The organism is Burkholderia singularis, assembly GCF_900176645.1.
Taxonomy (GTDB): domain Bacteria; phylum Pseudomonadota; class Gammaproteobacteria; order Burkholderiales; family Burkholderiaceae; genus Burkholderia; species Burkholderia singularis.
Map to the genome: position 1 here is coordinate 1 of NZ_FXAN01000126.1, position 24,936 is coordinate 24,936.

Consider the following 24,936-nt stretch of genomic DNA (forward strand, 5'->3'; position numbering starts at 1 on the left):
CGGCAGACCGGATTATTTCTTGGCCGCCACGGCGGCGGCAACGGCCGCGCCGCAAAGAGCGGGGGCGGCCAAGAAATAATCCGGTCTGCCGACTATCCGGGTGTGATGCCTCCTTCAGCCGCCGCTGCGGGCGGCGGATTCCCGCGGCTTGCCGCGGGCTTTTTGCATGGCGCGCGTGCGTCTGTCCGCTGGTTTACAATCGATCAATTGTTCGGCATCGGATATACGCGACGTTCATGGCTTACAAAACTATCGAAGACACCATCGGCAATACGCCGTTGGTGCAATTGGTCCGGCTGCCGGACGACGAAATTCGCGCGCGCAACAACGTGGTGCTCGCGAAGCTCGAAGGCAACAATCCGGCGGGCTCGGTGAAGGATCGTCCGGCGCTGTCGATGATCCGCAAGGCCGAGGAGCGCGGCACGATCAAGCCGGGCGACACGCTGATCGAGGCGACGAGCGGCAATACCGGCATCGCGCTTGCGATGGCCGCGGCAATTCGCGGCTACAAGATGGTGCTCATCATGCCGGAGGATCTGTCGGTCGAGCGCCGCCAAAGTATGGCTGCGTATGGCGCGGAAATCATCCTGACGCCGGTGAAGGGCGGCATGGAGTTCGCGCGCGATCTCGCCGATCAAATGCAGTGCGAAGGCCGCGGCGTGATTCTCGATCAGTTCGCGAACCCCGACAATCCGCTTGCGCATTACGAAGGCACCGGCCCGGAGATCTGGCGCGAAACCGAAGGCCGCATCACGCATTTCGTGTCCGCGATGGGAACGACGGGCACGATCATGGGCACGTCGAAGTATCTGAAGGAAAACAATCCGGCGATCGAAATCGTCGGTGCGCAGCCGGAGGAAGGCTCGCGCATTCCGGGCATCCGCAAATGGCCGGACGCGTATATGCCCAAGATTTTCGACAAGAGCCGTGTCGATCGCGTCGAAGGCGTGAGTCAGGCCGCATCGGAGTCGATGGCGCGCAAGCTCGCGTCCGTCGAGGGCATTTTCGCCGGTATTTCGTCGGGCGGCGCATGCGAAGTGGCGCTGCGCGTCGCGCGGCAGGTCGAGAATGCGACGATCGTGTTCATTGTCTGCGACCGCGGTGACCGATATTTGTCGACCGGAGTATTTCCCGCATGACACGCGTGAGCGATGGGCCGCACACGCGGCACGCCGCCGGATTGCATAAAAAAGCGCCGCTTGCGGCGCTTTTTCGTATCGGCGTGCGGCGGCGATTACGCTGCCGCGCGGCTCGACTTACTCCGATGGCGACGCGGCTTCGGCGGGCGCGTCGTCGCCGGTTGGCGTCGACAATGCGCCGTTCGCCGCCATCTGCGCTTTCACGCGCTCGCCGAGCTGATACACCGCGAGCGCATAAAAGAAGCTGCGGTTGTAGCGAGTCAGCACGTAGAAATTTTGCAGTCCGAGCTTGTATTCGGTTGGGCGGCCGGGCGTCGGCAGATCGACCACCAGCACGGGCGTGCTGCCCTCCGACGCGGCGTCGACGGCCGGCTCGTCGAGCGCGAGCCCCGCGCGCAGGAATTGCGACAACGTCCAATGCGGCTCGGGCTTGCCGTCTGCGGCCGCCTGCGCAACGCCACGGCTGCCCTGGTCGGGTGCGATGTTCCAGATCACCGGCCGGCCGGTTTCCCAGCCGTGCTGCTTCAGATAATTCGCGACGCTGCCGATCGCGTCGGCGGAACTGGCGCGCAGGTCGATATGGCCGTTGCCGTCGTAATCAACCGCGTATTCGCGGATGCTGCTCGGCAGAAATTGAGGAATGCCGATCGCTCCCGTATACGAGCCGAGCACCGAGGTCGGGTCGAGCTGGCTGTCGCGCGTCCACACGAGGAAGTCTTCGAGGTTTTTGCGGAACGTCGCCTGGCGGTCTTCGCGGTTAGGCGTGCTGGGGTAGTCGAACGCGAGCGTCGTCAACGCGTCGAGCGTGCGGAAGTTGCCCATGTAGCGCCCGTAGATCGTCTCGACGCCGATGATGCCGACGATCATCTCGGGCGGCACGCCGAATTCCGCCGACGCGCGTTGCAGCGTCGCACGGTTCGCGCGCCAGAACTTCACGCCCGCGTTGATGCGAACCGGATCGAGAAAGCGCGCCTGATAGACGCGCCAGTTCTTGACGGACGGCGTCGGCGCTGGCAGCACGAGCTTCGCGGCGGTTGCCGAATAGCTGACGCGCGAGAAGAGCGCGCGCAGCGCGTTTGCATCGAAGTCGTGGCGTGCGGCCATGTCGGCGATAAACGCGTCGATCTTCGGATTGTTCGCGTAACGCTGCGGGACGATTTCCTCTTCGAACGTCTGAGCGGCCGGCGCGGCCGGTTGCGGCTGCGCTTGCGCGACGGTGGCCGCGGCCGGCGTGGTTTGCGCGGCCGCGATGCCGGCCGACAGCAAAGCGGCGAGCGACAATGCGGCCAACGGCGTGCGAAGGCGCAAGGTGAACGAGACGGAGGATACTGACGGATTGAAATTCATGTCGAAGCGAAGCAGGCTGGCGAACGGACTCGGCGCAGTATAACCGACGCATCCACTACGCCCCGGCAGCGCGCGGCATGACGCGGTTATGGTAAGTTAGGCGCGAATCAAGTATGAAGCCGCGCACGACACGCGGTATCGCACACATCGATCATCACTGAGGGAGACCCGCCGCGCATCCGGCCGCCCGGCGGAATCAGCTTATGACAACGGCCTTTTATACCCACCCCGATTGCATGCTGCACGAGATGGGGCAGTGGCATCCCGAGTCGCCGGCGCGGCTGTCGGCGATTCAGGATCAGTTGATCGCGAGCCGCATCGACGAACTGCTTGCCCATGAAACAGCGCCTTTCGCGAGCGAGACCGCGCTTGCGCGCGTGCATACGCGGGCGCACATCGATTACATCCGCAATCTGATTCCGGACCAAGGGCACGTGACGATCGATCCCGACACGCTTGCCAATCCCCACACGTGGCGCGCGGCGATGCGCGCGGCGGGCGCCGCCGTCGACGCGACGGATGCGGTGCTCGAAGGGCGCTACGACAACGCGTTTTGCAGCGTGCGCCCGCCCGGCCATCACGCAGAGCCTGCGCGCGCGATGGGCTTTTGCTTCTTCAACAATATCGCAATCGCCGCGCGGCACGCACTCGATATCCACGGGCTCGACCGGGTGGCGATCGTCGATTTCGACGTTCATCACGGCAATGGCACCGAAGCCGCGTTCGCGAACGACGAGCGTGTGCTGATGTGCAGTTTCTTCCAATCGCCGTTGTACCCGTTCTCGGGCGTCGATCATCAGGCGCCGAACATGATCAATCTGCCGATGGCCGCGCGCACGAACGGAATGGCGGTGCGCGAGGCGGTCGAGATGATGTGGCTGCCGCGGCTCGAAGCGTTCCGGCCGCAGATGTTGTTCGTGTCGGCGGGCTTCGATGCGCATCGCGAGGACGACATCGGCGGGATGGCGCTCGTCGAGGCCGACTATGAATGGCTGACCGCGCGGATTTGCGATGTCGCGCGGCGGCACGCGCAAGGCCGCATCGTGAGCTGCCTCGAAGGCGGCTATAACCTTTCCGCGCTCGGGCGCAGCGTGGTCGCGCATCTGCGCGTGCTGGCCGGCGTTTGAGCGCCGCGCGCCGGCGCGTGCGGATTGCGGAATGCCGAGGCGTTTGCCGGGAAGGCCGGACATTCGCGCGCATGTCTCCGAAATTTCGTTGCTTCGAATCCGCCCGAACCCGCTTTGGGTGCGGCGCGCGGCAGGCCCGTCAGCCGCGCTTGGGCGTGCGCGACAGAATCCAGTCGATCAGCGCGCCTATCACGCGCTCGCGATCCAGATCGTTGATCGTTTCGTGATAGCTGCCTTCGTAGAGCGTCAGCGTCCGGTCGGGTGAGCCGACGTGCGCGCCGAAATCGCGGCTGCCGTCCGGTTCGGTCAGCTTGTCGGCCGTGCCATGATAGACGAGCACCGGCAGGCGAAGCGCCGCCCGGCCACGCTCGATTTCCTGCATCGCGGCGAGAATCCCGGCACCGGTGCGCGCCGGCACCGGGCCGTGATGCACGAGCGGGTCCGCGCGATTGGCAGCCACCACCGCCGGATCGCGCGACAGCAGCGCGGCATCGATCTTGAGCGCCGGAAACCGCGGCCAGATGCGGCTGACGAGGCGGCTCGCCGCCAGCATCCAGCGCGGCACGTCGCGGCCCGGCGCGAGCGCGGGGCTCGACAGGATCAGCCCGGCAAGCGCGCGCCGGCGGGCGGGCGCGCATTGGATCGCATAGAGCGCCGCAATCGCGCCGCCCATGCTGTGCCCCATGAGGAAAAGCGGCGTGCCGTCGTCGCGCGCGGCGGCGGCGACGATCGCGTCGGCATCTTCGAGAAACGCGTCGAAGCGCTCGACCCAGGCGCGCTCGCCGGGCGAGCATCCATGCCCGCGCAAATCGGCGCTGACGAGTTCGATGCCCGCCGCATTCAGCCGTTCGGCGAGCGCCTGATAGCGGCCCGCGTGCTCGGCGAGCCCATGGATGAGCGCCACGCTCGCGCGCGGCGCGCCGAACGATGCCGCGACGGGCCAGCGGTGCGCCGCGAGTTCGAGTCCGTCGGCCGTGCGCACGCGCGGCTGCTGTAATGCCGTGCCGCTGGCGGTTGCGGTGCGGTGGCCGGCTTCGGTCGAGGCGGTGGCGTCCATAGGTAGGTCTCCGGAATATGTCGTTCGTCGCCGAGCAGGGCGGTGCGCCGATCATAGACGCCGTTTGCGACGGCCCGCTCGGGCGCGGCCCTCTAATTGCGATTTGTTATGAAAAGGTTGGAATCGATTATTAAGAGATATGTTGCGAATGCGGTAAACTCGCGGGTCGTTTCCCGTATGCGGCGGTCGACTGGCGAGGCCCGACGTGAGAGGCCGCGCCGCCCGCCGTTCTGTTTACATGATTGAAATTCGTAATCTTTCGCAACGTTTCGAGGGGCCGCGCGGCTGGATCGAGGCGTTGCACAACGTCAATCTGACGATTCCGCGCGGCGAGGTGTTTGGGATCATCGGTCGCAGCGGCGCGGGCAAGAGCACGCTCGTGCGCACGATCAACCTGCTCACGCGGCCCTCGGAAGGCAGCGTGAGCGTCGACGGGCGCGATCTGACGAGCTTGTCCGCGAGCGAGCTGCGCGCGGCGCGGCGCGACATCGGGATGATCTTTCAGCACTTCAACCTGCTGTCGTCGCGCACCGTGTTCGGCAACGTCGCGCTGCCGCTCGAGCTTGCGGGTGCGAAGCGCCCGCAGATCGAGGCGACGGTGCTGCCGTTGCTCGAACTCGTCGGACTCGCCGCGCAGAAGGACCGCTATCCGTCGCAGATCAGCGGCGGCCAGAAGCAGCGTGTCGGCATCGCGCGCGCGCTCGCGAGCAAGCCGAAGGTATTGCTGTCTGACGAAGCGACATCGGCGCTCGACCCCGAGACGACGCGTGCGATCCTCGATCTGTTGCGGCGCATCAACCGCGAGCTTGGCTTGACGGTGGTGCTCATCACGCACCAGATGGAAGTGATCAAGGAGGTCTGCGACCGCGTCGCGGTGCTCGACGCGGGGCGCGTCGTCGAGGAGGGCAACGTGATCGACGTGTTCATGCGTCCGCATCACGAAGTCACGCGCGCGCTGATCGGCGACGTGATCGCGCAGGAATTGCCGCCGGCGATGAAGGTACGCGTCGCCGAGCGGTTGAAGGCGGGCGCAGGCCATCTGCTGCGGCTGGCGTTCACCGGCTCGGGCGTCGATCAGCCGATTCTGTCCGAGACGATTCGCCGCTACGAGCTGGACTTCAACATCCTGCATGGGCAGATCGACGAGATCCAGGGCCGCGCGTTTGGCTCGCTCGCGGTGCTCGCGACGGGCGAGCCGGGCAAGATGGGGCAGGCGCTCGCGTATCTGCGCGAGCAGGGTGTGGTCGTCGAGGAGCTGTCGCATGTTGAGTGAAATGTTCGATATGTTCGTGCAGTCGTTCTGGGAGACGCTGATCATGGTCGGCATCTCCGGCGCGCTCGGCGCGCTCGTCGGGTTGCCGCTCGGCGTGCTCGTTTATCTGACCGACCGTCAGGGCGTGTTGCGCAATCTCGCGGTCAATCGCGTGCTCGGCGGCGTCATCAACGCGGTGCGCTCGACGCCGTTCATCATCCTGCTCGTCGCGGTGATTCCGTTTACGCGTCTGGTCGTCGGCTCGTCGATCGGCACTGCGGCGGCGGTCGTGCCGCTCACGCTCGCGGCCGCGCCGTTCATCGCGCGGCTCGTCGAGACCGCGCTGCGCGAGGTCGATCGTGGCCTGATCGAGGCCGCGCAGGCGATGGGCGCGACGACGAGCCAGATCGTGTTCAAGGTGCTGCTGCCGGAATCGCTGCCGGGCATCGTCGCGGGGCTTACGATCACGTTCGTGTCGCTCGTCGGCTATTCGGCGATGGCGGGCGCGATCGGCGGCGGCGGGCTCGGCGATCTCGGCATCCGTTACGGCTATCAGCGTTACTTGCCGGAAGTGATGTGGATGGTCGTCGCGATCCTGATCGTGTTCGTGCAGATCGTGCAATCGTTCGGCGATTGGATCGTGCGGCGGTTGAGTCATAAATAATCATCGATGAGCGAAGGCGCTTGCGTGCCGCCTCGTGAGGCGGCACGGCTCGATTCGGTTTCGGAGATCGGAAGATGCGGCGAAGAATGATGCTGGGGCTCGTGGCGGCGCTGGGTGCGGCCGTCTGCGCGACGCTCGCGCACGGGCAGGCGCAGACGACGATCAAGGTGGGCGTGACGGGTGGTCCGCACGCGCAGGTGATGGAGCAGGTGAAGCGGGTGGCGGCGAGCAGCGGGCTCGACATCCGGATCGTCGAATTCTCCGACTACGTGCAGCCGAATGCCGCGCTCGCGGCGGGCGACATCGACGCGAACAGCTATCAGCACGCGCCGTATCTCGAGCAGCAGGTGAAGGATCGCGGCTACCGGATCGTCAACGTCGCGCAGACGGTCACGTTTCCGATGGGCATCTATTCGAAGCGGGTGAAGACGCTCGCCGAATTGCCTTCCGGCGCGCGCATCGCGATCCCGAATGATCCGACCAATGGCGGGCGCGCACTGTTGCTGCTGCAAAAGCAGGGGCTGTTGAAGCTGCGCGCCGGCGCGGGCCTGAAAGCGACCCGTTTCGACATCGTCGGCAACCCGAAGCAATTGAGGATCGTCGAGTTGGACGCCGCGCAGATTCCGCGCTCGCTCGTCGACGTCGAGGCCGCCGCGATCAATACGAATTATGCGATGGAGGCTGGGCTCAAGCCGAAACAGGATGCGATCGCGATCGAAGGGCCGGGCGGACCCTACACGAACGTGCTTGCGGTGCGCGCGGGCGACCAGGACAAACCGTGGGTCGCGAAACTCGTAGCCGCGTACCGGTCGCCCGACGTGAAGCGCTTTATCGAGCGGCAATATGGCGGCGCGGTGATCGCCGCGTGGTGAGCGCGGCGGCGCTTGCCGCGGATTAGAGGCGGCGGTCGAACCCCCGGGCTTGGCGTCCGGGTTTTTTCTCTTTTAAAATAGAACGATCGTTCGCTATTGGCGGCGTATCGCGACGTGGCGTTAGTATCGGCAGGCGCCGAGCGTCGGCCGCCGTAAATTGAATGGCCGGCTTAGCCGCCGCGCGGGCGAGTCGCGCTATAAAATGGCCGCTGGTCGTATTCGTAACTTTGGAGCGTGTGCATGAAAATCCTGGTGCCAGTGAAAAGAGTGGTCGATTACAACGTGAAGGTCCGGGTGAAATCGGACGGCACGGGCGTCGACATCGCGAACGTGAAAATGTCGATGAATCCGTTCGACGAAATCGCGGTCGAGGAGGCGGTGCGGCTGAAGGAGGCGGGCGTGGCGACGGAGGTGGTCGCGGTGTCGGTGGGCGTCGCGCAGGCGCAGGAGACGCTGCGCACCGCGCTTGCGATCGGCGCGGATCGCGCGATCCTCGTCGAGTCGAACGACGGCGTCGAGCCGCTCGCGGTCGCGAAGATCCTGAAAGCGCTGGTCGACAAGGAGCAGCCGCAGCTCGTGATTCTCGGCAAGCAGGCGATCGACGACGATTCGAACCAGACCGGCCAGATGCTCGCCGCACTTGCAAATCTGCCTCAGGCGACGTTCGCGTCGAAGGTGACGGTGGCGGACGGGAAGGTGAACGTGGCGCGCGAAGTCGATGGCGGCGCGGAGACGCTGTCGCTGACGTTGCCTGCCGTCGTGACGACGGATCTGCGTCTGAACGAGCCGCGCTACGTGACGCTGCCGAACATCATGAAGGCGAAGAAAAAGCCGCTGGAAACCGTGAAGCCGGAAGACCTCGGCGTGGACGTCGCGCCGCGCCTGAAGACGCTGAAGGTGGCCGAGCCGCCCAAGCGCGCGGCAGGCGTGAAGGTGCCGGACGTGAAGACGCTGGTCGAGAAGTTGAAGACCGAAGCGAAAGTGCTGTAAGGGGAGCGCATAAACATGACGATTCTGGTAATTGCCGAACACGACAACGCAGCGATCAAGGCGGCGACGCTGAACACGGTGGCGGCCGCGCAGAAGATCGGCGGCGATATTCACGTGCTGGTCGCGGGCCATAACGCGCAGGGCGCGGCGGACGCGGCGGCGAAGATCGCGGGCGTCGCGAAGGTGCTGCTCGCGGATGCGCCGCAACTGGCCGACGGTCTCGCGGAGAACGTCGAGGCGACGGCGCTGAACGTCGCGAAGGATTATTCGCACATCCTGCTGCCGGCGACGGCATATGGCAAGAACATCGCGCCGCGGATCGCGGCGAAGCTGGACGTCGCGCAAATCTCCGACATCACGGCGGTCGACAGCCCGGACACGTTCGAGCGCCCGATCTACGCGGGCAACGCGATCGCGACGGTGCAGTCGAGCGATCCGGTCAAGGTGGTCACGGTGCGCGCGACGGGTTTCGATCCGGTCGCAGCCAATGGCGGCAGCGCGCCGGTCGAGAAGATCGAAGCGGCGGCGGATGCGGGCGTGTCGCAATTCGTGAGCCGCGAAGTGACGAAGCTCGATCGTCCGGAACTCACGAGCGCGAGCATCATCGTGTCGGGCGGCCGGGGGCTCGGCAGCGGCGAGAACTACACGAAGGTGCTGGAGCCGCTCGCGGACAAGCTGCAGGCGGCGCTGGGCGCGTCGCGCGCGGCGGTCGACGCGGGTTATGTGCCGAACGACTACCAGGTGGGGCAGACGGGCAAGATCGTCGCGCCGCAGCTTTATATCGCGGTGGGCATTTCGGGCGCGATCCAGCACTTGGCCGGGATGAAGGATTCGAAGGTAATCGTCGCGATCAACAAGGATCCGGAAGCGCCGATCTTCAGCGTCGCCGATTATGGCCTCGTTGGCGATCTGTTCGCGCTCGTGCCGGAACTTGTCAACGAACTGGGCTGATGCATTCGGTGGTGCGCGCGATGTCGGCGCGCGTTGCATCGGCGGGTCGGACATGAACGAAGGGGCGCGGTGAGCGCCCCTTTTCACACCATAAGCGAGAAGGAGAGGAGCAAATGAGCTATACCGCCCCCGTCAAGGACATGCTGTTCGTGATGAAGGAGTTGGCCGGCATCGACGAGGTCGCGAAGCTGCCCGGCTATGAGGACGCCGGTTTCGATACGGCAGCCGCCGTGCTCGACGAAGCCGCGAAATTCTGCGGCGAAGTGCTCGCGCCGCTCAACGTCGACGGCGACAAGAACCCGAGCAGCTGGAAGGACGGCGCCGTCACCGCGACGCCGGGCTTCAAGGACGCGTTCCGGCAATTCGTTGAAGGTGGCTGGCAGGGGCTGCAGCATCCGACCGAATACGACGGCCAGGGGCTGCCGAAGCTGATCGCGACGCCGTGCATCGAGATGCTGAATGCATCGAACCTGTCGTTTGCGCTGTGTCCGTTGTTGACGGACGGCGCGATCGAAGCGCTGCTCACGGCGGGCACCGATGCGCAGAAATCCCGCTACGTGCCGAAGCTGATCTCCGGCGAATGGACCGGCACGATGAACCTGACGGAGCCGCAGGCGGGTTCCGATCTCGCGCTGGTGCGCTCGCGCGCCGAGCCGCAGGGCGACGGTTCGTACAAGGTGTTCGGCACGAAGATCTTCATCACGTGGGGCGAGCACGACATGGCGGCGAACATCGTCCATCTCGTGCTGGCGCGCACGCCGAATGCACCCGAGGGCGTGAAGGGCATTTCGCTGTTCATCGTGCCGAAGTTCCTTGTCAACGACGACGGCAGCCTCGGCGCGCGCAACGATGTGCATTGCGTGTCGATCGAGCACAAGCTCGGCATCAAGGCGAGCCCGACGGCGGTGCTGCAATACGGCGATCACGGCGGCGCGATCGGCTATCTGGTTGGCGAGGAGAATCGCGGCCTCGAATACATGTTCATCATGATGAACGCGGCGCGCTTCGGCGTCGGCATGCAGGGCATCGGTGTCGCGGACCGCGCGTACCAGAAGGCGGCCGAGTTTGCGAAGGAGCGCGTGCAGAGCCGGCCGGTCGATGGTTCGGCCAAGCAGTCGGTGACGATCATTCATCATCCGGACGTGCGCAGAATGCTCGCGACGATGCGCGCGCTCACGGAAGGCGCGCGTGCGCTCGCCTATGTCGCCGCCGCGCATAGCGACATCGCGCACCGTGCCGGCGACGAAGCCGTGCGAGCGAAGCATCAGGCGATCTACGAATATCTGGTGCCGATCGTGAAGGGCTGGAGCACCGAGATGGTCAACGACGTCGCGAGCCTCGGCATCCAGGTGCATGGCGGGATGGGCTTCATCGAGGAGACGGGCGCCGCGCAGTATTACCGCGACGCACGCATTCTCGCGATCTACGAAGGCACGACGGCAATTCAGGCGAACGATCTCGTCGGCCGCAAGACGGCGCGCGATGGCGGCGCCGTCGCCAACGCGATCGTCGCGGAGATTCTGCAGACGGTCGATGCGCTCGGCGGCCATGACAGCCCGGCGTTCGCGGTGATGAAGACGCAGCTTGCGAACGGGGCGCGGGCGTTGTCGGCGGCCGTCGATTTCGTCGTGGCGAACGGCAAGGCCGATCCGAACGCGGTGTTCGCGGGCAGCGTGCCGTATCTGAAGCTCGCGGGCATCGTGCTGTGCGGCTGGCAGTTCGCGCGCGCGCTGCTCGTCGCGCAAGCGAAGCGCGACGACGATCCGAAGTTCTACGACGCGAAAATCGCGATCGCGCAGTTCTACGCGGAGCACATTCTCGTGCAGGCGAATGCCTGCGAGGCGGCGATTACCAGCGCGAAAGGCGGGCAAGGCGTGCTCGCGTTGGCGGAAGATCAATTCTGATTCGCGGCGCGAACCGAGTGGCCGGCGGGCGGCTACGAATTGGCTGGCCAAACAACAAAGGGCACCCTTTGAACGGTGCCCTTTGAACCACACCCCAATGGCGGACATAGATCCAGCCCTTGGGGTGTTTTTCTTGAATTGCTCGTTTTTTGCGCCTTCGCTCGATTGAATCGACGCGAACGAATCGCGCCGCGCGCGCGGCGCAATGCGTTATGCGTAGGCAGGGCGATGCTCGCCGTCCGTCTCGCGCAAATACCGGTGCACCGACAGATCGTCCGCGCGGATCGCCGGCTGCTTGCCCGAGATCAGATCCGCGAGCAGTTGGCCCGAGCCGCACGACATCGTCCAGCCGAGCGTGCCGTGGCCGGTGTTGAGGAACAGATTCGATACGGGCGTGCGACCGACGATCGGCGTGCCGTCCGGCGTCATGGGCCGCAACCCGGTCCAGAACGTCGCGTTCGACGTGTCGCCGCCTCCGGGGAACAGATCGTTCACGCACATTTCGAGCGTCTCGCGGCGCGCTTCGCGCAGTCCCTTATCGAAGCCGACGATTTCCGCCATCCCGCCGACGCGGATGCGCTCGTCGAAACGGGTGATCGCGATCTTGTAGGTTTCGTCGAGCACGGTGGACACGGGCGCTTTCGCCGCATCGACGATCGGTGCGGTGATCGAATAGCCCTTGAGCGGGTAGACCGGAATCTTCACGAGATTCGCGACGAAGTTCGTCGAATACGCCCCGAGCGCGACCACGTATGCGTCCGCGCGCACGATCTCGGTGCCGCTATGCTCGCTGCCGCATTGCACGCCGGCGATCTTGCCGCCCGCGATCGCGAGCGCGTCGATGCGCGTATTGAAGCGGAATGTCACGCCGAGTTGCTCGGCGAGCGCGGCCAGGCGCGTCGTGAAAAGCTGGCAGTCGCCCGTTTCGTCGCCCGGCAGCCGCAGGCCGCCCGTCAGCTTGTGCGAGACGGCGGCAAGCGCCGGCTCGGCCTTTTGCAACTCGCTTGCCGACAGCAACTCGAACGGCACGTTCGCATCGCGCAGTACGGCGATGTCCTTCGCGGCGCCGTCGAGCTGCTGCTGCGTGCGAAATACCTGAAGCGTGCCACCCGTGCGGCCTTCGTATTGGATGCCGGTGTCGGCGCGCAGCGCCTGCAGGCAGTCGCGGCTGTATTCGGCGAGACGGACCATGCGGCCCTTATTCAAGGTGTAGCGCTCGGCGCTGCAATTGCGCAACATCTGCCACATCCATTGCAGCTGGAAGCGCGTGCCGTCGAGGCGGATCGCAAGCGGCGCGTGCTTTTCGAACATCCATTTGAGCGCCTTCAGCGGCACACCCGGCGCCGCCCATGGCGCCGCGTAGCCTGGCGAGATCTGGCCGGCGTTCGCAAAGCTCGTTTCGAGCGCGGGGCCGGCCTCGCGATCGATCACGGTGACTTCATGCCCCGCGCGCGCCAGATAATAAGCGCTCGCCACGCCGACCACGCCGCTGCCCAAAATAACCACACGCATAGCTGCTCCAGTTCGAAAACGGCGGATGATGCGCGGGTTGACCGATGGATCCTGCAGTCTTCATCCGACCTAGTTTTTTTTGCTATGGTATTTTTGTGTGTCTAGGTTTTGTTATTGTATTTTTTCGATTTTCAGTAAAAACCGATGAGAACTCAACGTCAGCCAGTACGCGCGCTCGACAAGCTCGACCGGCGCATTCTGAAGCTTCTGCAAATGGATGGCCGGATGGCGATGAAGGATCTCGCCGAGCGGGTCGGCCTGACCGTCACGCCTTGTATCGAGCGGGTGCGGCGCATGGAGCGCGATGGCGTGATCACCGGCTACCACGCGCATGTCGATCCGGCGCAACTCGGCGCGGCGCTGTTGGTGTTCGTCGAGATCACGCTCGACCACAAGAACGGCAACATGTTCGAGCAGTTTCGCCGGGAGGTGATGAAGATCGACGAGGTGCTCGAATGTCATCTCGTGTCCGGCGATTTCGACTACCTGATCAAGGCACGGATCGGTGAGATGGCCGACTACCGGAAGCTGCTTGGCGACATTCTGCTGCAGTTGCCGGGCGCGGTGCAGTCGAAGAGTTATGTCGTGATGGAGGAGATCAAGGAGACGCTGACGATCTCGGTCGGAGAATGAGAGTGCGATTGCCCGGGTAGGTCGGCGGATACGAAGCGCTTGGCGCGGTGGGTCGAATGCTGTATAAATATACAGTATCGACGGCCGTGTTCGGTGGCGGCCGTGGCTGCTTCCGAGGGGTGTGATGAGCGATCGATCCGACGTCGAATATCCGGTGGCGCCGCCCGTGCCGCGCAAAGGGCGCGGTGCGGTCGGCAATCTGCAAGGGCGTTACGAGACGCTCGAGCGCGAGATGGTCGACGACGGTTGGCAGCGCGGCGAGGAGGGCGAGCCGCCGGTGTTGCGCACGCAGGTATTCGAGGAGCGCGCGAGAACCATCCTCACGCGCAACGCGTCGCCGGACATTCCGTTCAACGTGTCGCTGAACCCGTATCGCGGTTGTGAACATGGTTGCATTTATTGTTTCGCGAGGCCGACGCACAGCTACCTCGGGCTGTCGCCGGGGCTTGATTTCGAAAGCCGGATCTATGCGAAGGTGAACGCGGCCGAGTTGCTCGAACGCGAACTCGCGAAGCCTCGCTACGTGCCGGAGCCGATTGCGCTTGGCGTCAGTACCGACGCGTATCAGCCAGTCGAGCGCGATCTGCGGATCACGCGGCAGGTGATTCAGGTGATGCGCGATCATGGCCAGCCGTTTGCGGCGATCACGAAGTCGTCGTTGATCGAGCGCGATCTGGATCTGCTTGCGCCGATGGCGGCACGCGGGCAGGTGATGGCGGCGGTCACGATCACGACGCTCGATGCCGAGCTTGCGCGTGCGCTTGAGCCGCGTGCGGCAACGCCCTCCCGCCGGCTCCGGACGATCCGGACGCTGAGCGAAGCGGGCGTGCCGGTCGGTGTGAGCGTCGCGCCGATGATTCCGTTCGTTACGGAGCCCGATCTCGAGCGCGTGCTCGAAGCTTGCGCGGACGCAGGCGCAACGCACGCCAGCTATATCGTGCTGCGCTTGCCATGGGAGGTGGCGCCGCTTTTTACCGAATGGCTGGCTGCCCATTTCCCTGATCGCGCTGAGCGGGTGATGGCTCGCGTGCGCGACATGCGTGGCGGGAAGGACTATGACGCCAATTTCAGTACGCGGATGAAAGGGGACGGAATGTGGGCGGATGTGCTCAAGCAGCGCTTTCGGATGGCGGTCAAGCGCTACGGGCTCAACGAGCGGACGCGCGGTATTCTCGATTTCACGCAGTTTCGTGCGCCGCCACGTCCATCCGTCGTCGCGAGGCCGCGGCGCATTGCGGCGCCGACGGGCGAGAGTCCGCAATTGGACTTGTTTTGAGCGTCGATTTCCGCTGCCTTCGGATCTTGGCGCGTCGATCGCGGGTACGCGCCCGTTATTGCGAAATCTGCTTCGCGGCTTCGACCTGGGCCTCGAAATACGTCTGGAAAGCGAGTGCGAGCCCCGTCATGAGCAGGAATGCGCCTATCAGCAGCGAGAAAATCACAATGAACACGACGCCCCAGCCCGATCGGCTATGCCGGCCAGTGCTGGCGTTGAATTGGGAATCCCATTTGTCGTCCGCGCGCAGTCCGTAGACGAGTGCAGCGAGAAACGCCGCGAGCAGCGAGATCGCGCCGGGTAACGCGAGGCCCCAGCCGAGCGTTGCAGTACGCTGCGTCGCCGCGAGCAGCAGGAAGCCAGGGATGCCGATGATCGTTGCGAGTACGTGTGCCCAGCCTGCGAGATCTTTCCAGCCGTACAGATAGAAGCGGTGCGCGCCGAGTGAGCCGAATAGGAAAGCGAGCAGAGCGGTGAGGGTCTTCGATCGGAAGCGAGGCGGCGTGGACGGGCTGCTTGACATGACTTGCCGGTTGAGGGTCTTTCTATGCGAACGCATCCGGGTTGCCGGAGCGCCGCGGCCGGCTGGCATTCTACGCTCAGGGGCGCTTCGTGGTCATGTGATGATTGCGTCAACGGGTCGCGCTCGTGGCGGGAGGTTCGCCATTTGCCATGTCATGTATCGGCGGCGAGCGGTCGTACCGTTGCCGTTTCCGGGCGATTTGCCGCCACCGCCATCATTCGACGACATTCGATATTCGGTGCGGCCTGGTGTCCAGCTCACAGCCGCCCGCGCAAACGGTGCCGAAGACGGCTGGTCGCGGCGCGCGAAACCAGCGGCGGTCACGAAATGCTGTGGCGAGAACGAGACATTTTTTGCTAAGCGTGCCGCCACAAAAAGTGCGCGAGCCGTCGGCAATAAGAAAGCGGCAAGGGCAACACGTATGACGTCAACATTTTTTGGCTGGTAAGTGTTTGTTGCGCCATCAAATTCGGGCTATAATCTCACGTTTCAGTAGTTTTCGAACCCGGTTTCCCGAAGGAATTCATATGGTCATCATCCGTCTGGCTCGCGGCGGCTCGAAGAAGCGCCCGTTCTACAACATCGTCGCTACCGATTCGCGTAACCGTCGTGACGGCCGTTTCATCGAGCGCGTCGGTTTCTACAACCCGGTCGCGACGAAGGGCGAAGCGCTGCGTATCGCTCAAGACCGTCTGACGTATTGGCAAGGCGTGGGCGCACAGCTGTCGCCGACCGTCGAACGTCTCGTGAAGCAAGCGCAGAAGGCGCAACCGGCTGCCTAATATGGCTCGGTTTGCCGGAAGTGCCGGCTGCGAGGTGGTCTGATGCCCGGTCACGATTCCGGCGGTGTGAAGCGCGGGCGGCCAGCGCCGTTCGGCGTATTTGTCCGCAAGCCGGTCGGGCACGCTCCGTCGGACGGAGCGGGTGGCGACCCGGCAGATTCAGAAGCAGTTCGCATCGAGTCGGCGCAGTCTTGGCCGGATGATGCGGTCGAAGTCGGCGCGGTGGTCGATGCATACGGTCTCAAGGGCTGGATCAAAATCGCGGCCCATGCCGGCGCAGGGCGTGGCGGCGACGCGCTGCTGAAGGCCCGCCACTGGTGGTTGCAAAAAGGCGGTGAGCGCAAGTCCACGCGTATCGTCCAGGCGAAGCCGCATGGGGACGCGATCGTCGCGCATCCGGCGGGCTTGGCCGATCGCGATGCCGCGCTCGCGCTGCGCGGCTTTCGCGTGTTCGTGCGCCGTGGCGATTTTCCGGCGCTGTCCGACGGTGAGTTTTACTGGGTCGATCTGATCGGCCTTGATGTGGTCAACGAGGCGGGCATCGCACTTGGCAAGGTCGCCGATATGATCGACAACGGCGCGCATTCGATCATGCGCGTCGAATATCCGGCGATCGGCAACGATGCTCAGCCGAAAACCGGCGAGCGGCTGATTCCGTTCGTCGGCGTATATGTAAAGGCGGTAGAGCAAGCGGCGGGGCGCATTGTCGTCGACTGGGAAGCCGATTACTGAAATGGACGAAGCCACGCAAAGCGCGATCCAGTTCGATGTCGTGACGCTGTTTCCCGAGATGTTCCGCGCGTTGACCGACTGGGGCATCACGAGCCGCGCGGCGAAGCAGGGGCGGTTCGGTTTGCGCACATGGAATCCGCGCGATTTCACGGCCGACAATTACCGTACCGTCGACGATCGGCCATACGGCGGCGGCCCAGGCATGGTCATGCTTGCGAAGCCGCTGGAGGCGGCGATCGGCGCGGCGAAGGCAGCTTTGTCGTCGCAGGGGATCGCGGCGCCGCGTGTCGTGATGATGTCGCCGCAGGGCGCGCCGCTCACGCACCAGCGAGTGATGCGGATGGCGAACGAGCAGGGCGTCGTGCTGCTGTGCGGTCGCTACGAAGCGATCGATCAGCGGCTCATCGACCGCTGCGTCGACGAGGAGCTGAGCCTCGGCGATTTCGTGCTGTCCGGCGGCGAACTGCCGGCGATGGCGCTGATGGATGCCGTTGTGCGGCAGCTGCCGGGCGTGTTGAACGATGCGCAGTCGGCGGTGCAGGACAGTTTTGCCGACGGGCTGCTCGATTGTCCGCATTACACGCGCCCGGAGGAGTACGAGGGCGCTCGGGTGCCGGACGTGCTGTTAGGCGGCCATCATGCCGAAATCGAGCGTTGGCGCCGGCAGCAAGCGCTGAAGAATACGTTCGCGAAACGTCCCGATCTGATCGAGCGGGCGCGTCGCGACAAGCTGTTGAGCCGTGCCGACGAGGCATGGCTCGCGAGTCTCGCGAAGGAAGCGAAGGCGCCTTGAGCGTCGCTCGTGCCGTTCGCGAAAAGGCGGCGCCGTCCATGCGTGGGCGGCGCCTGATGTAAATCCATCCTCTATCGGGGCCGAGCCGGGAGACCGGCAGGTGCGAACGCCGACAAGATGGCTATAGGAGTCAGTCATGAATCTGATTGCAAAACTTGAGCAGGAAGAGATCGAGCGCGCGCTCGCAGGCAAGACGATCCCCGAATTCGCCCCGGGCGACACGGTGATCGTGAACGTGAACGTGGTGGAAGGTAACCGCAAGCGCGTTCAGGCTTACGAAGGCGTCGTGATCGCGAAGCGCAACCGTGGTCTGAATTCGTCGTTCATCGTCCGCAAGATTTCGTCGGGCGAAGGCGTCGAGCGCACGTTCCAGACCTACTCGCCGCTGTTGGCCAGCATCGTCGTCAAGCGCCGCGGCGACGTGCGCCGTGCGAAGCTGTACTACCTGCGCGAGCGTTCGGGCAAGTCGGCTCGAATCAAGGAGAAGCTGGTGTCGAAGGATCGCACCGCTGCTGCTGCGCAAGAGTAAGAGCTGTAAGGAAAAAGCACCCGTCAGGGTGCTTTTTTTATTTCGGCGCGACAATGTGGCCATATTCATCGAATAAGAGCTTGTCCTTGATCCGTCGCCCTATCATCGACCCCGAAGCGTTGCCGATCGTCGCGACTGGCGCGGATTTGCCTCCCGTGCCGGCCGAGCGCCTGACGCCGGCGAGCCTGCGCGAACGGTTCGCGCGGCCGCCCGAGTGGCGGCAGGAGCCGCACGAGTCGCATTCGATCGATATCGAGCTGCGCAGCGCGTCCGTGCTGGTGCCGATTGTCGTGCGCAATCGCAGCCTCACGATGTTGCTGACGCAGCGAACCGATCATCTGAGCGACCATGCGGGCCAGATCAGTTTTCCGGGCGGGCGCCACGAGCCGGGCGACCGCGATGCGATTGCCACTGCGCTGCGCGAGGCGCGCGAGGAGATCGCGCTTGCGTCCGAGCACGTCGAGGTGCTGGGTGTGCTGCCCGACTATGTGACGAATACCGGCTTTTGCGTGTCGCCCGTCGTCGCGCTCGTGCATCCGCCGTTTACGGTCCAGGCAGACCCGTTCGAAGTGGCCGAGATCTTCGAAGTGCCGCTCGACTTTCTGATGAATCCGGCGCATCACGAGGAGCGCACATTTCATTGGCAGGGCGGTGAGCGCCGGTTTTTTGCGATGCCTTATCCGCGCGATGCGGGTGGCGGCCGGTATTTCATCTGGGGCGTCACGGCTGGGATGCTCCGTAATCTGTACCGTTTTCTCGCGGCCTAGTGCTCAGTCGCGCGCCTGTTTTGCGCGCCGCCGCCGCAGGTTCGCGAGTGGTTCACGCCGGGCGTGCATCGACCAGACGCCGCGGCGGATGCATGCGGCGAGCCATTGAACACGCGCTGTGCTATCGTTATGCGAAAAATCAATTATCCGTAAACACGGCTTTTCGCATGACTTTCTTCTCGGTTCTTCTTGCGCTCATCATCGAACAGATCCGCGCGCTGTCGCCGAACAATCCGGCCTTTGCGCTGTTTCAGTCTCATGCGGAAACCGCCGCGCACGGCTTTGACGCCGGCAAGGAGCGGCATGGGGTGCTCGCGTGGCTCGTCGTCGTGCTGCCGTGGGTGTTCGCCGTCGCCCTGATCTATTTTCTGCTGTACAAAGTGAGCTTCGTGCTCGCGTTCATGTGGAACGTCGTCGTCGTGTATTTCACGCTCGGCTTCCGCCAATTCAGCCATTACTTCACCGATATCCATCTCGCGCTCAACAACGACGATGTGCCGCGCGCGCGCGACATTCTTCGCGAATGGACGGGTATCGATACGGTCGATATGCCGGTCGGCGAAATCGTCCGTCATACGTTGATTCATGCCGTGGTCGCGTCGCACCGGCACGTATTCGGCGTGTTTTTTTGGTTCGTGCTGCCGGTTGGCCCCGCGGGCGCGGTGTTGTACCGGATCGCGGAATATCTGTCGCGTAGCTGGCGCGCGCCGGCGGACGAGCGTACTGCGGCGTTTTCGACGTTCGCGCAGCGCGCGTTCTTCGTGATCGACTGGGTACCGGCGCGTCTGACCGCGCTCGGGTTTGCGATCGTCGGCAATTTTGAGGATGCGATCTACGCTTGGCGCAATCATACGCGGCAGTGGCCTGATTCGAATGACGGCGTGTTGCTGGCGGCCGGCGGCGGTGCGCTCGGCGCGCGGCTCGCCGGGCCCCTCGCCGAACCGTCGAGCGTCGACGCGCTTGCATCGGGCGATACCGATCCGCTGACGGTCGGCGACGACTGCACGCCGCGCACGCTGCAATCGGCCGTCGGTCTGGTTTGGCGCGCGGTGATTTTGTGGATGCTGTTGCTATTGATGCTGACGATTGCCGTCTGGGTATCGTGACGGCGGCAAGAGGCAAACTTGCGTGGCTGGTCCGATAAGCAAAAAACTGGCTTCGCGCTTCGCTTGAATCGCACCCCAAAGATTGGACGCCCATCCGATTTTTGGGGTGTTTTTCATGAGCCGGCCTGGTGCGGCGTTTTTGCCGCTTCGGGTATCTTCGCGGATCGCGGCCTTCATCTCGCGGCAATGGCAAGGGCAATGACGGCGGCGACGGCATTTTGTGGGCGATATCGCATCTATCGCATGTCAGCTGTCGCGCGGATCGCGGCCCATGCCGCAGTGCCAGCAGGCGGTGAATTGCGGATCGAGCATCTCGCCGCAGTGCGCGCAGCGCCATGGCGACGCGCCGGGTGCCGGTTCGAGCGAGGCCGCCGCGAGCAGCCGCCGCGCCAGCGCTTCGTCGCGCTCATCGTCGAGCCATAGCTCGGGCAGGCACGCATCGAGCGGCAGGCCGCCGAGTGCGCCGCCCGCGTAGCGGTTGTGCAGCTCGCAGCCGATGCCGGCGACATCGAGCACATTGGCCCAGTGCTGGGCAGTGGCGAGATCGGGAGCCTTGAAGCGCATTGCGGAGTCCTCCTGCGTGCGGCCGAAACTCGAAAAGCAGCGAGCCGGCGGCCCGTCGACGGATGCGTCGAACGGGTTGTGAGCGTGGCCGCGCCGGCCCGCGCATCCGGCTGTCAATCAACGGACGACTTGACTCGCCTCGTGTACGAGCTGCGCATACAGCGCATGACGGGCTGGTGCGATCCGGCCGTCGGCGAGCGCGTCGAGAATCGCGCATCCCGGCTCGTGCAGATGGTGGCAATTATAGAAACGGCAGTGCGGCAGCAGCGGCCGGAACTCGGGGAATGCGCGTTCGAGGCGCCCTTCTGTCAGATGATAGAGGCCGAATTCCTGAAATCCCGGCGAGTCGATCAGCGAGCCGCCCTCCGGCAGCGGATAGAGGCGGGTGAATGTCGTCGTATGGCGGCCGCTGTTGAGCGCCGCCGAAATCTCCCGCGTTGCCGCTTCGGCGTCGGGCACAAGCAAATTGACGAGGGTCGATTTGCCCATCCCGGATTGGCCGAGCAGGATCGTCGCATGGCCGGCGAGGCGCGGCGCGAGCTGCGCGCGCGCGTTGTCGGGCGCGCCCTTGACCGACAGTTCGAGCACATCGTAGCCGAGGGCGCGGTATGGCGCGAGCCGCGCGCGCGCGGCCGGCAGCGCGGCGCCGACGTCGATCTTGTTCAGCACGACGATCGGCTTGAGTTCGTTCGCCTCCGCGGCGATCAGCGCGCGGCCGAGCAGATCCTCGCTGAAATGCGGCTCGGTCGCGAGCACGATCAGCAACTGATCGAGATTCGCGGCGAAAAGCTTCGATTTGAATTGATCGGAGCGGTACAGAAGATTGCGGCGCTCGTCGATGGCGACGATCACGCCTTGATCGGCCGACGTCTGCTCATAGCGCACGTTGTCGCCGACCGCGATCTCGCTTTTCTTGCCGCGCGGAAAGCATTGCAACAGCGGGCCGCCCGTGGCTGGCGAGACGATGTAGTGGCGGCCGTGCGCGGCGATCACGCGGCCTTCGGCGCGCTCGCCGCCGCGCGCGGCGGCCCTTGCCGCCTGCTTGGTCGACGCGCGCTTCATGAATGCTTGAGCAGCCGGTCGATGCGTTGCGACGCGGGCGGGTGCGAATAGTAGAACGCCGTGTAGACGGGGTCGGGCGTGAGCGTCGATGCGTTGTCCTCGTAGAGCTTGACGAGTGCGTTGACGAGATCGCGCGGGTCGGTCTGGCTCGCGGCGAACGCGTCGGCCTCGAATTCGTGCTTGCGCGAACTCAGGCTGCCCAGCGGCGTGACGAAGAACAGGAACACCGGCATCGCAAGGAAGAACAGGATCAATGCGACGCCCGCGTTGCTGCCCGACATCGACGGCATCACGCCAAGGCCCGCGTAAAACCACGCGCGCTGCGCAAGCCAGCCGAGGAGCGCGAGCAGCGCGAGGCTCAGCACGAACGACCAGACCATGCGCTTGAGCACGTGCCGGCGTTTGAAATGGCCAAGTTCGTGCGCGAGCACGGCCTCGATCTCGTTGCCGGACAGGCGCGCGAGCAGCGTATCGAAGAATACGATCCGCTTGGCCGCGCCGAAGCCCGTGAAATACGCGTTGCCATGCGCGGACCGGCGGCTGCCGTCCATCACGAACAGGCCCTTTGCCGCGAAGCCGCAGCGCTTCATCAAGCCTTCGATCCGCGTGCGGAGCGCGTCGTCGGACAGCGGCTCGAATTTATTGAACAGCGGCGCGATGAAGGTGGGGTAGAGCACCAGCACGAGCATTTGGAAGCCGCCCCATACGGCCCATGTCCAAAGCCACCAGTACGACCCCGCCTGATTCATCAGCCACAGCACGACGAACAAAAGCGGCAGGCCGAGCGCGGCGCCGAGCAGCGTGTTCTTCGCGAGATCGGTGAAAAAGAGCCGCTTTGTCATCCGGTTGAAGCCGAAGCGTTCCTCGATGCCGAACTGGCGGTAGTAATCGAACGGCAAGTCGATCGCGCCCGAAATCGCGAGCACGGCAGCGACGAGCGCCACCTGCTGGCCGTAGCCGTGGCCGAGCCAGCGCGTGAGCAGCGTGTCGAGCGCGCCGACGCCGCCGAACAACGTCAGCCCGACGAGCACCGCGGCGCCCGCGACAATCTCGATCATCGCGAAGCGGGTGCGCTCGATGGTGTAGTCGGCCGCGCGCTGATGCGCGGCGAGCGGGATGGTGGTGCTGAATTGCGCGGGCACGCGGTTGCGATGTGCGGCGACGAAGCGGATCTGCCGGGACGCAAGCCACAGCTTGGTGCCCGTCATCGCGACGAGCGCGGCGGCGAAGAGCAGGGTGAAGGTATAGGCGGACATCGAGGGCGTGAGTAGGTATCTATGCGAGAATTATATGTTCTTGTGCACACCGTCCGTTGGCGGGTTTGCCGGCGGGGCGGTCAGCTTTGCCGGCCGGCCGCCGGAGCGGCGCGCGGGGCGTTCCGCCATGTGCGCAGTGTGTTTTCGCATTTGCCAATTTCGCAGGATCGACATGACCGATATTTCCGCCGCGGCCGGCCAGCCCGCGCTCGTTCGCAATGAACTGAACCTCATCTGGCTCGATATGGAAATGACGGGTCTGAATCCGGATAGCGACCGTATCATCGAAATTGCCGTGGTCGTGACGAATTCGACGCTCGATATCGCGGTGGAGGGGCCGGTGCTTGCGATTCATCAAAGCGACGAAACGCTCGCGAAGATGGATGACTGGAACAAGAACACCCACGGCCGCTCGGGCCTGATCGAGCGCGTGCGCGCGTCGAGCGTCACCGAGGCGGCCGCCGCCGCGCAGATCGAAGCGTTTCTCGGCCAGTATGTGCCGCCCGGCAAATCGCCGATGTGCGGCAATTCGATTTGCCAGGACCGGCGATTCATGGCGCGCTGGATGCCGGAACTCGAGCGTTTTTTTCATTACCGCAACCTCGACGTCAGCACCCTCAAGGAGCTGTGCCGGCGCTGGCAACCGGCGGTCTACAAGGGCTTCCAGAAGCGTGCGATGCATACGGCGCTTGCCGATATTCACGAATCGATCGACGAACTCAAGTATTACCGCGAGCATTTCCTGATTCAGCCGGTGACGCAGGCTGCGGCCGGCGGGGCGGCGTAACGCGCCCGTTCGCGCTCGCGTGCGGCGCGCCGCGCCGCACGCTGCCGGCTTGCTGCAATGCGTCATGCGACGAACGTCACGTGCCGCATGACTTCGGGGCGCGCACCGCGCTCTTGGGCCGGAATGCCGCGCAGATGTGCGCATGCGTGTCGACGTAAGGTCCGCCGATCAGATCGATGCAGTACGGCACCGCAGCGAAGATACCGGGCACCTGAATCTTGCCATCGTCGCCGCGCAGCCCTTCCAGCGTTTCCTTGATCGATTTCGGCTGGCCGGGCAGGTTGACGATCAGCGCCGCGTGGTCCGGCGTTTCGCGGATGACCGCGACTTGCCGCGACAGGATCGCGGTCGGCACGAAATTCAGGCTGATCTGCCGCATCTGCTCGCCGAAGCCGGGCATTTCCTTCGTCGCGACCGCGAGCGTCGCCTCGGGCGTCACGTCGCGGCGCGCCGGGCCGGTGCCGCCGGTGGTCAGCACCAGATCGCAGCGTGCGATGTCGACCAGCTCGATCAGCGTGGCCGAGATCGTCTGCGCGTCGTCGTGGATGAGCCGGGTCTCGGCGCGCCACGGCGATGCGAGCGCGCCCGCGAGCCAGTCGGTCAACGCCGGAATGCCTTTGTCCTCGTAGACGCCGCTCGATGCGCGGTCGCTGATCGACACGATGCCGACCACGAGTTCGTCGGGATGATTACGCTGGGTCGTCATGATCGTCCTCGGCGGCGGGGGAATCCTCGCCGTGCGAATCTGCCGCGGCGCTCGCCGTCTTGATCCATTGGAACAGTTCGCGGAAGTAGCGCGGCGGCTTGCCCTGCTGCGCTTCCTTGCGCGCATTGCGAATCAGCGTGCGGCCCTCCTGCACGTCGGCCGACGGATATTCGCGGATGAACGCGGTGAGCGCGTCGTCGTTCGCGAGCAGGTGCTCGCGGGTGCGCTCGATCCAATGCAGCCGCGCGGTTTCGGCTTTATTGACGCCGCGCTGCGCGTCGAGCGCGGCGCGCAGCGCCGCCGTCTCGCCGTCGGACAGCGAGCGCATCACGCGGCCGACATATTGGACTTGACGGCGCTTGCCTTCGTGATCGGTGATCCGGCGTGCCTCGGCGACGGCGTCGGCGAGATCCTCCGGCATCGGCATGCGCTTGAGCGCGTCCTTCGGCAGTTCGACGAGGGCGGCGCCCAGTTCCTGCAGCGCGTGCATGTCGCGCTTCAATTGCGATTTGCTGGGGCGATCGTAGCCGTGGCCGGCATCGTCGGCGGCGGGCTCGATCGGTTGGATGCGGGTTTTGCGTGTCATGGGCGGCATTGTATCGCGG

General features: G+C 64.7%; 26 protein-coding genes. 17 read left to right on the forward strand and 9 right to left on the reverse strand.

Annotated features, from left to right (window positions below):
* Positions 1–236 precede the first annotated feature (236 nt).
* Positions 237–1,139, forward strand: coding sequence for a cysteine synthase CysM (gene cysM / locus BSIN_RS23900; protein WP_089342261.1), 903 nt, complete (start codon positions 237–239; stop codon positions 1,137–1,139).
* A gap of 117 nt (positions 1,140–1,256) precedes the next feature.
* Here cysM and mltB read toward each other — a convergent pair whose 3' ends face one another.
* The gene (gene mltB, locus BSIN_RS23905) at positions 1,257–2,486 is read right to left on the reverse strand and encodes a lytic murein transglycosylase B (protein ID WP_089342262.1); all 1,230 of its coding nucleotides are present in this window, start codon (positions 2,484–2,486) and stop codon (positions 1,257–1,259) included.
* A 203-nt stretch (positions 2,487–2,689) separates the two neighbouring features.
* Here mltB and BSIN_RS23910 point away from each other — a divergent pair, with 203 nt between their 5' ends.
* The gene (locus BSIN_RS23910) at positions 2,690–3,613 is read left to right on the forward strand and encodes a histone deacetylase family protein (RefSeq protein WP_089342263.1); all 924 of its coding nucleotides are present in this window, start codon (positions 2,690–2,692) and stop codon (positions 3,611–3,613) included.
* Positions 3,614–3,752: 139 nt separating this feature from the next.
* Here BSIN_RS23910 and BSIN_RS23915 read toward each other — a convergent pair whose 3' ends face one another.
* Positions 3,753–4,595, reverse strand: coding sequence for an alpha/beta hydrolase (locus BSIN_RS23915; protein WP_256584055.1), 843 nt, complete (start codon positions 4,593–4,595; stop codon positions 3,753–3,755).
* 313 nt (positions 4,596–4,908) lie between these two features.
* Here BSIN_RS23915 and BSIN_RS23920 point away from each other — a divergent pair, with 313 nt between their 5' ends.
* The 6 genes from BSIN_RS23920 (at position 4,909) to BSIN_RS23945 (ending at position 11,303) form a co-directional block, all read left to right on the forward strand.
* On the forward strand, positions 4,909–5,943 hold the full coding sequence (locus BSIN_RS23920) for a methionine ABC transporter ATP-binding protein (protein WP_089342265.1): 1,035 nt from the start codon (positions 4,909–4,911) through the stop codon (positions 5,941–5,943).
* Positions 5,933–6,586, forward strand: a complete 654-nt coding sequence (locus BSIN_RS23925) for a methionine ABC transporter permease (protein WP_059519081.1) — start codon at positions 5,933–5,935, stop codon at positions 6,584–6,586. Before BSIN_RS23920 ends, BSIN_RS23925 begins: the two co-directional genes overlap by 11 nt.
* Positions 6,587–6,660: 74 nt before the next feature.
* Positions 6,661–7,458, forward strand: a complete 798-nt coding sequence (locus BSIN_RS23930; protein WP_089342266.1) for a MetQ/NlpA family ABC transporter substrate-binding protein — start codon at positions 6,661–6,663, stop codon at positions 7,456–7,458.
* Positions 7,459–7,698: 240 nt separating this feature from the next.
* A complete protein-coding gene (locus BSIN_RS23935; protein ID WP_069234045.1) occupies positions 7,699–8,448 on the forward strand; it encodes an electron transfer flavoprotein subunit beta/FixA family protein in 750 nt (249 codons plus the stop codon).
* Between the two features lie 15 nt (positions 8,449–8,463).
* Positions 8,464–9,399 (forward strand): electron transfer flavoprotein subunit alpha/FixB family protein, encoded by a 936-nt coding sequence (locus tag BSIN_RS23940; protein ID WP_089342267.1) that lies wholly within the window; start codon positions 8,464–8,466, stop codon positions 9,397–9,399.
* Between the two features lie 113 nt (positions 9,400–9,512).
* Positions 9,513–11,303, forward strand: coding sequence for an acyl-CoA dehydrogenase (locus BSIN_RS23945; RefSeq protein ID WP_089342268.1), 1,791 nt, complete (start codon positions 9,513–9,515; stop codon positions 11,301–11,303).
* A 210-nt stretch (positions 11,304–11,513) separates the two neighbouring features.
* Here BSIN_RS23945 and BSIN_RS23950 read toward each other — a convergent pair whose 3' ends face one another.
* Entirely contained in the window at positions 11,514–12,815 is a 1,302-nt protein-coding gene (locus tag BSIN_RS23950) for a D-amino acid dehydrogenase (protein WP_059519089.1), read from the reverse strand.
* A 144-nt stretch (positions 12,816–12,959) separates the two neighbouring features.
* Here BSIN_RS23950 and BSIN_RS23955 point away from each other — a divergent pair, with 144 nt between their 5' ends.
* Entirely contained in the window at positions 12,960–13,448 is a 489-nt protein-coding gene (locus BSIN_RS23955; protein ID WP_059519091.1) for an Lrp/AsnC ligand binding domain-containing protein, read from the forward strand.
* Positions 13,449–13,572: 124 nt separating this feature from the next.
* Positions 13,573–14,724 carry a PA0069 family radical SAM protein gene (locus tag BSIN_RS23960; RefSeq protein WP_089342269.1) on the forward strand — a complete coding sequence of 384 codons (1,152 nt, stop codon included), beginning with the start codon at positions 13,573–13,575 and terminating at the stop codon, positions 14,722–14,724.
* A 55-nt stretch (positions 14,725–14,779) separates the two neighbouring features.
* Here BSIN_RS23960 and BSIN_RS23965 read toward each other — a convergent pair whose 3' ends face one another.
* Positions 14,780–15,247, reverse strand: a complete 468-nt coding sequence (locus tag BSIN_RS23965) for an NINE protein (RefSeq protein WP_089342270.1) — start codon at positions 15,245–15,247, stop codon at positions 14,780–14,782.
* A gap of 527 nt (positions 15,248–15,774) precedes the next feature.
* On the opposite strand from BSIN_RS23965, the gene rpsP reads away from it, so the two are divergent.
* The 6 genes from rpsP (at position 15,775) to BSIN_RS23995 (ending at position 19,956) form a co-directional block, all read left to right on the forward strand.
* The gene (gene rpsP, locus BSIN_RS23970; RefSeq protein ID WP_004189402.1) at positions 15,775–16,029 is read left to right on the forward strand and encodes a 30S ribosomal protein S16; all 255 of its coding nucleotides are present in this window, start codon (positions 15,775–15,777) and stop codon (positions 16,027–16,029) included.
* 42 nt (positions 16,030–16,071) lie between these two features.
* Positions 16,072–16,761, forward strand: coding sequence for a ribosome maturation factor RimM (rimM, locus tag BSIN_RS23975; RefSeq protein ID WP_089342271.1), 690 nt, complete (start codon positions 16,072–16,074; stop codon positions 16,759–16,761).
* Between the two features lies 1 nt (position 16,762).
* Positions 16,763–17,554 (forward strand): tRNA (guanosine(37)-N1)-methyltransferase TrmD, encoded by a 792-nt coding sequence (gene trmD, locus BSIN_RS23980; RefSeq protein ID WP_089342272.1) that lies wholly within the window; start codon positions 16,763–16,765, stop codon positions 17,552–17,554.
* 136 nt (positions 17,555–17,690) lie between these two features.
* The gene (gene rplS, locus BSIN_RS23985) at positions 17,691–18,083 is read left to right on the forward strand and encodes a 50S ribosomal protein L19 (protein ID WP_059519105.1); all 393 of its coding nucleotides are present in this window, start codon (positions 17,691–17,693) and stop codon (positions 18,081–18,083) included.
* Positions 18,084–18,169: 86 nt separating this feature from the next.
* Complete coding sequence (locus tag BSIN_RS23990) at positions 18,170–18,850, forward strand: CoA pyrophosphatase (RefSeq protein ID WP_143757543.1); 681 nt, start codon at positions 18,170–18,172, stop codon at positions 18,848–18,850.
* Positions 18,851–19,017: 167 nt separating this feature from the next.
* Complete coding sequence (locus tag BSIN_RS23995) at positions 19,018–19,956, forward strand: CobD/CbiB family protein (protein ID WP_089342273.1); 939 nt, start codon at positions 19,018–19,020, stop codon at positions 19,954–19,956.
* Positions 19,957–20,202: 246 nt separating this feature from the next.
* On the opposite strand, the gene BSIN_RS24000 is transcribed toward BSIN_RS23995, so the two are convergent.
* The 3 genes from BSIN_RS24000 to BSIN_RS24010 all read right to left on the reverse strand — a co-directional run bounded on the left by BSIN_RS24000 (position 20,203) and on the right by BSIN_RS24010 (position 22,838).
* Positions 20,203–20,520: a putative signal transducing protein gene (locus tag BSIN_RS24000; RefSeq protein WP_089342274.1), complete on the reverse strand. Its 318-nt coding sequence runs from the start codon at positions 20,518–20,520 to the stop codon at positions 20,203–20,205.
* Positions 20,521–20,637: 117 nt separating this feature from the next.
* Positions 20,638–21,582 carry a ribosome small subunit-dependent GTPase A gene (gene rsgA, locus BSIN_RS24005; RefSeq protein ID WP_089342275.1) on the reverse strand — a complete coding sequence of 315 codons (945 nt, stop codon included), beginning with the start codon at positions 21,580–21,582 and terminating at the stop codon, positions 20,638–20,640.
* Positions 21,579–22,838: a M48 family metallopeptidase gene (locus BSIN_RS24010; protein WP_089342276.1), complete on the reverse strand. Its 1,260-nt coding sequence runs from the start codon at positions 22,836–22,838 to the stop codon at positions 21,579–21,581. Before BSIN_RS24010 ends, rsgA begins: the two co-directional genes overlap by 4 nt.
* Positions 22,839–23,010: 172 nt before the next feature.
* On the opposite strand from BSIN_RS24010, the gene orn reads away from it, so the two are divergent.
* The gene (gene orn / locus BSIN_RS24015; RefSeq protein WP_089342277.1) at positions 23,011–23,625 is read left to right on the forward strand and encodes an oligoribonuclease; all 615 of its coding nucleotides are present in this window, start codon (positions 23,011–23,013) and stop codon (positions 23,623–23,625) included.
* A gap of 76 nt (positions 23,626–23,701) precedes the next feature.
* On the opposite strand, the gene mog is transcribed toward orn, so the two are convergent.
* Positions 23,702–24,331, reverse strand: coding sequence for a molybdopterin adenylyltransferase (mog, locus tag BSIN_RS24020; RefSeq protein ID WP_173678751.1), 630 nt, complete (start codon positions 24,329–24,331; stop codon positions 23,702–23,704).
* Entirely contained in the window at positions 24,315–24,917 is a 603-nt protein-coding gene (gene yjgA, locus BSIN_RS24025) for a ribosome biogenesis factor YjgA (protein ID WP_305883051.1), read from the reverse strand. The genes mog and yjgA overlap by 17 nt, the downstream gene beginning before the upstream one ends.
* Positions 24,918–24,936: the final 19 nt, after the last annotated feature.